This is a genomic window from Leptothoe sp. PORK10 BA2 (assembly GCF_034932105.1).
In the GTDB taxonomy this organism is placed as follows: domain Bacteria; phylum Cyanobacteriota; class Cyanobacteriia; order Phormidesmidales; family Phormidesmidaceae; genus Leptothoe.
The window spans coordinates 1-6,452 of the sequence record NZ_JAYGIG010000181.1; the positions used below are offsets into that span (position 1 = coordinate 1).

Annotated in this window: 6 protein-coding genes and 1 pseudogene; 3 read left to right on the top strand and 4 right to left on the bottom strand. The window is 52.0% G+C overall.

The genetic code is table 11. The features are described 5' to 3' along the window. Positions 1-134 precede the first annotated feature (134 nt). The gene (locus tag VB741_RS25615; protein WP_323368063.1) at positions 135-620 is read left to right on the top strand and encodes a hypothetical protein; all 486 of its coding nucleotides are present in this window, start codon (positions 135-137) and stop codon (positions 618-620) included. Positions 621-640: 20 nt separating this feature from the next. Here VB741_RS25615 and VB741_RS25620 read toward each other — a convergent pair. Then, positions 641-817, bottom strand: a pseudogene (locus VB741_RS25620) (ATP-binding protein); the annotation flags it as partial. Positions 818-838: 21 nt separating this feature from the next. Continuing rightward, positions 839-1,531 (bottom strand): succinate dehydrogenase cytochrome b subunit, encoded by a 693-nt coding sequence (locus VB741_RS25625; RefSeq protein ID WP_323368064.1) that lies wholly within the window; start codon positions 1,529-1,531, stop codon positions 839-841. 187 nt (positions 1,532-1,718) lie between these two features. Here VB741_RS25625 and VB741_RS25630 point away from each other — a divergent pair, with 187 nt between their 5' ends. Then, positions 1,719-4,037 carry a BRCT domain-containing protein gene (locus tag VB741_RS25630; RefSeq protein WP_323368065.1) on the top strand — a complete coding sequence of 773 codons (2,319 nt, stop codon included), beginning with the start codon at positions 1,719-1,721 and terminating at the stop codon, positions 4,035-4,037. Positions 4,038-4,114: 77 nt separating this feature from the next. Continuing rightward, positions 4,115-4,291: a winged helix-turn-helix domain-containing protein gene (locus VB741_RS26570; RefSeq protein ID WP_442786454.1), complete on the top strand. Its 177-nt coding sequence runs from the start codon at positions 4,115-4,117 to the stop codon at positions 4,289-4,291. A gap of 234 nt (positions 4,292-4,525) precedes the next feature. On the opposite strand, the gene VB741_RS25635 is transcribed toward VB741_RS26570, so the two are convergent. Both VB741_RS25635 and VB741_RS25640 read right to left on the bottom strand, forming a co-directional pair. After that, positions 4,526-4,945 carry a peptidylprolyl isomerase gene (locus VB741_RS25635; RefSeq protein ID WP_323368066.1) on the bottom strand — a complete coding sequence of 140 codons (420 nt, stop codon included), beginning with the start codon at positions 4,943-4,945 and terminating at the stop codon, positions 4,526-4,528. A 118-nt stretch (positions 4,946-5,063) separates the two neighbouring features. Beyond that, a complete protein-coding gene (locus VB741_RS25640; protein WP_323368067.1) occupies positions 5,064-6,242 on the bottom strand; it encodes a HEAT repeat domain-containing protein in 1,179 nt (392 codons plus the stop codon). Positions 6,243-6,452 lie beyond the last annotated feature (210 nt).

A 6,452-nucleotide genomic window follows, 5' to 3' on the forward strand; every position in this document is an offset into this window, starting at 1 on the left:
CTGCTGTGAAGTTAGGAATTTTGGAGGCAGGGATATCTTGGTCGCAGTTATTTTCTATTCGATATGCTGTCTAGCCCACTGAAGCCAAGTGTTTCAAGGCACCCAGTCGACGGAACCAGTGCCGAAATTTACGATTGAACAGCCTATTTTTACTACTCATTCCCAGTGGACTAGCCGGATTTTGTCTGTATAGCTATCAAGCAACTGGTGATTTCTTTTATTTCAAGAGTAACCAGTCTGCCTGGGGAAGAGAAATCTTAAATCCGATTAAGTCTTTTTGGATTGCTCTGCGGCAGGGCATCGCCCAGCAGGACGCTAAGACGCTGACAGAAATCGCCTTCACTCTGAGTACGCTGCTGTTGCTAATGGTGTTCTTAGTGTTCTTCAGGAAAATTAATTTTTCCTACTGGCTGTATGGCATGTACTCAATTTTGATTCCGCTGTCAGCCGGTGTTCTGTCGATTCCTCGACAGACGCTGCCGATTTTTCCGCTGTTTATCGTGCTAGCCCACCTGAGCCGCAAAGACAGCGCTATAGATGATGGACTGACGATCTTTTGTGGTTGCCTGCAAGGAGGTCTAATGGTCTTCTGGTGTACAGGCAACTCTTTAATTGTCTAGCAGTCCGTAAATCAGTTTACTTACGGTTTTTCACGGTCTGACCCACCTGTGGTGGCTGTTATTAGCTGTCTTTTCTCGACTTGACTAGGTTGAATGGGCAGGGTAATGACAAACTCAGCACCTTGCCCCGGTTGAGAGTGAACCGTAAGCTGTCCGCCGTGCTTTTCGGTCACAATTTGGTGGCTAATGGCTAGCCCTAGGCCCGTTCCTTACCATGGTTACTCCACCAGTCCCCAGTAAATGCCCAACGGCAACGCCACAAACCCCAGAGCAATGCCCAGGGCTAATACCAGGCTCAGGCCATAAACCCCAGGACGAACCCTGGCATCCAATGCGCCCAACGACTGCAGTGCACTCCAAATCCCGTGGCGGAGGTGGCTGGCCAGGATCACCATGACACCGGTATAGCCAAAGGCATAGAGGGGCTGCTGAAATTTTTCCACCACCAGTCGCGCTAGATCCCGTATATCTGAGCCTGGCACGGTGTAGCGTATACCAAACTTAAAGGTGAGCAGATGCCACACCAGAAAGCAACCCAGCCCCAGACCGGTGAAAATCATGGTGCGGGAGCTGACGGTTTGCAGGCTAGGCTCTCCAGCGGAAACATAGGTGTTATAGCCCTGGGGTCGAGCCCTGAGGCTTCCTAGGAAAATTTGTACCCCCAGCAGGATATGCAAACCCACAAAGCCTAGGAGAGTGGCCTCAATTAGGCCTAGTAACGGCCCCAGCTGTTCTAGATGGTGGCCATATTGGTTGTAGCTGTCGGCACTGCCTAGCAAAAGTAGGTTGCCCACCATGTGGACGATGACAAAGGTGACCAGGGCCAGACCACTGATGCCGGTGATTATTTTTTTACCGATGGATGACTGGTAAAGGCTGAGCAACCGATTGGGCACAGGCGCTGGGGTCATGGTGGATGTGGAGTGCAGACAGTCTATTTATTTTGCCTGGTGCCGTTGGTTTAGACCCGCGGCGGCAGTAAAAGTTTGGACTCTGTTATTTTAGACTTTGCATTTTAGAATGCTTAAACCTTTGGGCTAAAGTTGTACGGCTGTGCCCTAGATCTTTACGATAGATATGACGCGCTTTGGGTAGACCATGGATTTTGATTATACGTTGGCCGCTGAACTGGTGGGGACGGCTGCTGGGGGAGCAGCGTTGGTGGGGGCATTGATGGCCAGTCGCTACGGTAAGCGTCAAACCGAGCAGACGACGACGATCAAGTCCCTAGAGTCCGCTAAGGATAAGCTATCTCAGCAGGTGACCTTGGCTAAGGGGCAAACTCAAACCCTAACCGAGGCCATGGCCCTGGCGAAGGATGCGGTCATGTCCCTGGAGCAGCAGGTTCAGGAACTAAAGGCAGAGTGCGATCGCACCACCCAGGCCCTCACCACCTCCAAACGCAAAGTCAGCCAGCTCGAAACCAGCGTCACCACCCTCACCGCCGACAAGCAGGCCCTAGACCAGGCCCTCCAGCAGCAGCGGCAAGCCGTCAGTGACCTAGAATCCACCCTGCAAACCTCACAGCAGGAGTCTCTGACCGCTCAACGCAGCGTCGAACAAGAACTTCACCAACTGCAGCAAGACTTGCAAACCAGCCAAGCCAAACTCCAGGATCAGCTCAAACAGGCCAAGGCTCAGACTGCCCCCCTGCAACAGCAGATCACCCAGCTAACCGCAGAAAAACAACAGCTTACCGAAACAGCAGCCACCCTAGAACAACAGACACAACAGCTAAAAAAAGCTTTAACCACCGCCCAATCTGAAGCCACCCAAGCCCAACAGCAATCGACCCAGCTAGTCGAGGAACAGGATCAGCAGACACAACAGCTAAAAAAAGCTTTAACCATCGCCCAATCTGAAGCCACCCAAGCCCAACAGCAATCGACCCAGCTAACCGAGGAACAGGATCAGCTGCGGGCAACAATTACCACCCTAGAACAACAAGCGAACAAAGCAGCGGCCACCCTGGCCCAGACACAAGCAGAAGCCACCCAAGCCCAGAAAAAAGCAGCGGCCGCCCAACAGGCTGCCCAACAGGTCTTTGATGCCCAACTAGCAGAACTGACCACAGAAAAAAATAACCTGGCTAAAACCATCGTTCCCCTGGAGCAACAGGCCACCCAGCTCAGCCAAGAAAACACTCAACTCAGCGAAAACGTCACGGCCCTAGAGCAACAAATTAAAGAGCTGCAACAAACCCTCGATGTCGCCCAGGGTGAGACGGCCCAGGTTCGCCGGGAATTAACCTATGAGAAAACTCAACTCAGCCAGGTCAACGTCGCCCTCAGAGAACAAAACCAGGGACTGCAGCAAGCCCTGAACTTAGCCCAGTCGGCCCAGACTGACGAGGACCCAGCCCAGACCGTCGTCACCCAGCTACAGCAACAGGTGCAGCAGCTACAGCAGGAGTTACAAGACCAGGCAAAAGCAGCCCATACCGGACAAGACCAAGCAGAACAACAGCTCTTAGAGTTACGCCAAGAACAAGAACAGTTGTATAGCCAACTACAAGAAAGTCAACGGCAAATCACCCAGGCCAATAGCCAAACCCAGACCCTCACCACCGAATTAGACCAGGTACAACAGACCCTAAATGAGGCTAAAGCAGAAGCAGAACAAGCCCGGCTTGAACTAGCCACCGCGTTGCAAGGTCAGCAGACCCAAGCCCATGAACAGCTCGAGGCGCTACGCCAAGAGCGCGATCAGCTTCAGCTTCAGGCCACCCAGGCCGATACCCTGGCCACCCAACTCACCCAAACTCAGCACATCCTGGAAGAGTCAACCACGGCAGCAGAGCAGACAATATCAGAATTACAGGCTGAGTTAGATGCCCTCAAGACCCATCTAACAATGCTCCAAAAAACATCGGCTAGTCCGCTGGAGGCCCTGGAAACGGCCAATACCCAACTAACCAACGAGTTGCAGACGATCAAAACAACCATGGCCGCCCAGACAGAGCAGCTATCCACGGCTACCCAAGAGCAAAAGGCTCTGAAGCAGGCCCTAGATCTGAGCCAACAAGTGATCATGTCTCTCCAGCAATCACCCACTGCCCCCCACAATCAGATCGCGCCCGAAGCAGAGATGCCACAAACACCCTCACCGGAGACTGAGACAGTCCCTGATGTAGTTCCGGTTGAAGCCGCCGTAACAGTTGCAACAGCTCCGCCCACAGGCAACCTAACCGATAAAAGTTTTGTCCTCACTGGCACTCTGAACAATCTTGACTATGAGGAGGTGGTCAAACTAATTACCGAAGCCGGTGGACGCATTAATAAAATGCCCAGTGGCAAAACGGATTACATCGTTGTGGGTAGAAATCCTGGCAGTAAGCTCAAAAAGGCTGAAAAATACAACACACCACAGCTCAATGAATCTGAACTTTTAGAATTGCTGCAGCAAAATCCCAGCTAACCTAGTTGTGCCGCCAAGGTCCGGTTGATTTTATCAACACTGACAGTAGTAGCTACACCTTAGAAACACTCAAAGCGTTGGTTGAAGAGCAGAATGTCTCGACATTAGCCGAGCTGCGTGACAAACTCCACAAAACGACTGGAGCCTTAATTGGCCGTTCTACCGTCGACCGGATGCTCAAACGATTGAATCTGACCCTTAAAAAAACACGTCATCCCAGTGAAAAGGAGAACGAGGTCACAATATCTCAATGATCGGGGCCATGAGCTTAACCGGTATCGTGACTCAACTTCCCATTCTCGGAGCTGTTGATCTAGAAGATCTTTTAGGGCGGTTTACTTACTGCTGCTATTGCACCTCCCTAGACTAGGAAACGCTGTAAATACAAGCAACCATATCTCGGCAATAAGATGCTGAGATATGGCTAACGTTGAAACCGGCTACCTTCCATTGAAAGTATTGAGGAAGTATTGATGCTACAACCTGGCTTATTCTTGAATCGTCACAGATAAAATCTTGTCGCCGCCTTTAATGGCATTGACGACGTCCATATCTGTAGTTTTACCAAAAACCGTATGGACGCCATCAAGGTGGGGCTGAGGACCATGGCAGATAAAGAACTGACTTCCCCCTGTGTCTCGCCCAGCATGGGCCATGGATAGGCTACCGGCTTCATGTTTGTTGGGATTTATCTCACATTTGATTTTGTACCCAGGTCCACCAGTGCCGGTGCCTTTGGGGCAACCACCCTGGATCATAAAGTTAGGGATGACGCGGTGGAAGTTGAGTCCGTCGTAGAATCCGTCCTTGGAAAGTTTGACGAAGTTAGCAACCGTATTGGGGGCATCACTATCAAAAAAGTCGATGTTGATGGTTCCCTTGTCGGTTTCCATGATTGCTTTAGTCATGTAAGCATCCTCTTATAGCAAAGTGGGTATAGCAGAGTAGGAGCAAAGACCCTTGCCTATGATGGCAGCAAGGGTAATTTGGCTCAAGCTCAGGGGTTGGAAATTGACGCCCTACGATCTAATGACGAGGCTTCTTTTTGACGACTTTAGCTTTTGGAGCTGGCTTTTTACTGCCTTTAAATCGGCTCAGGGCAGCGCTCGCCGTGGCCACAATTCGACTGTCCGTATCCCTGAGAGCCTGCCGGAGAAGGGGAATGGCTTTAATGGAACCCGATTTCTGAAGGGCGGTAACGGCCGCTAAACGAACATCCGCATCGCTATCTTTGAACAGTTTGCCGAGTTGAGGGATGGCGCGAATGGCATCTTTACGATTTATGGCGGCGGCTTTGCCAAGGTCCGCAGCCGTTTGGGTTGAGTTGACCTGGCTGGTCTTTTGGGCTGGGAGCGCAGTTGCCTCTGGACCAGCCGCTGTCGTGGTATCGGTGCTCGTAGCAGTGGGATTCGCGGGGGTATTCTCAGTGGCGGTGTCCGGTTCTGGTATGGCCGGTATGGCCGATGGTGTGGGGGCGACGGTGACAGAGCTGCTGGTGGCCTCTGTCCAGGGATCTGGAATTAGGGGTAAGGAGTCGTCTATGGGCAGTTGGGTAAATTCACTGGGGGAGGCTGAGCCATCTGATGAGGCGGAATCTGATGAGGTGGGGGCTACTGAGGCCGCCGTTGTCGGTGGGGCGGTTGTGGCGGGCATGGGGTCAATGTCTTCCTCACTGGCCAGGGCGTTGACACTTAGCAATGCTTCGATCCGGGCTTCGTATTCGGCCTGTAGCTCAGTCAGTTGCTCCTCGTGGGCGTCTTGATAGCGCTCAATGGTCCTGGCTAGCTGCTGTTCATAGTCCGTTGAGGCGGAATCTGATGAGGGGGGGGCTACTGAGGCCGCCGTTGTCGGTGGGGCGGTTGTGGCGGGCATGGGGTCAATGTCTTCCTCACTGGCCAGGGCGTTGATACTTAGCAATGCTTCGATCCGGGCTTCGTATTCGGCCTGTAGCTCAGTCAGTTGCTCCTCGTGGGCGTCTTGATAGCGCTCAATGGTCCTGGCTAGCTGCTGTTCGTAGTCCGTTTCCAGCTTGGCTAGGGCCGTCGTTAGGTCCTGGGAATGGTCTTCCTGAATGCGATTTAATCGGTTGAGGGATTGCTGGAGGGCATTGTCTTGAAGGCGAATAATGCGCCGCATTAGAAAGGCAGTTACCCCTGAGCCAATGCCTAATCCAATTAGTACGCCTATTCCTGCTTGTGTCGCCATATCAGCGTTTCCCCAATGAATTCATTTCCCAGAACAGCTGGATTATCCTCTATGATGGCGAACTTTGGCATCGGTTTGACCTGGATGCAGCAATTATAAATTCAAAATGTAATATTTGATACAGACGCGCGTGCCCAGTAAATGGGTTTTAAGAAATAGTTGAAACCTAGCGTGTGGGTCGGGTGCATCTCTATGGAAAATATCGGCATC

Coding starts and splice junctions, on each gene's coding strand:
- VB741_RS25635 (WP_323368066.1), bottom strand. CDS start 4,945: ATGACTAAAGCAATCATGGAAACCGACAAGGGAACCATCAACATCGAC.
- VB741_RS25625 (WP_323368064.1), bottom strand. CDS start 1,531: ATGACCCCAGCGCCTGTGCCCAATCGGTTGCTCAGCCTTTACCAGTCA.
- VB741_RS25640 (WP_323368067.1), bottom strand. CDS start 6,242: ATGGCGACACAAGCAGGAATAGGCGTACTAATTGGATTAGGCATTGGC.
- VB741_RS25630 (WP_323368065.1), top strand. CDS start 1,719: ATGGATTTTGATTATACGTTGGCCGCTGAACTGGTGGGGACGGCTGCT.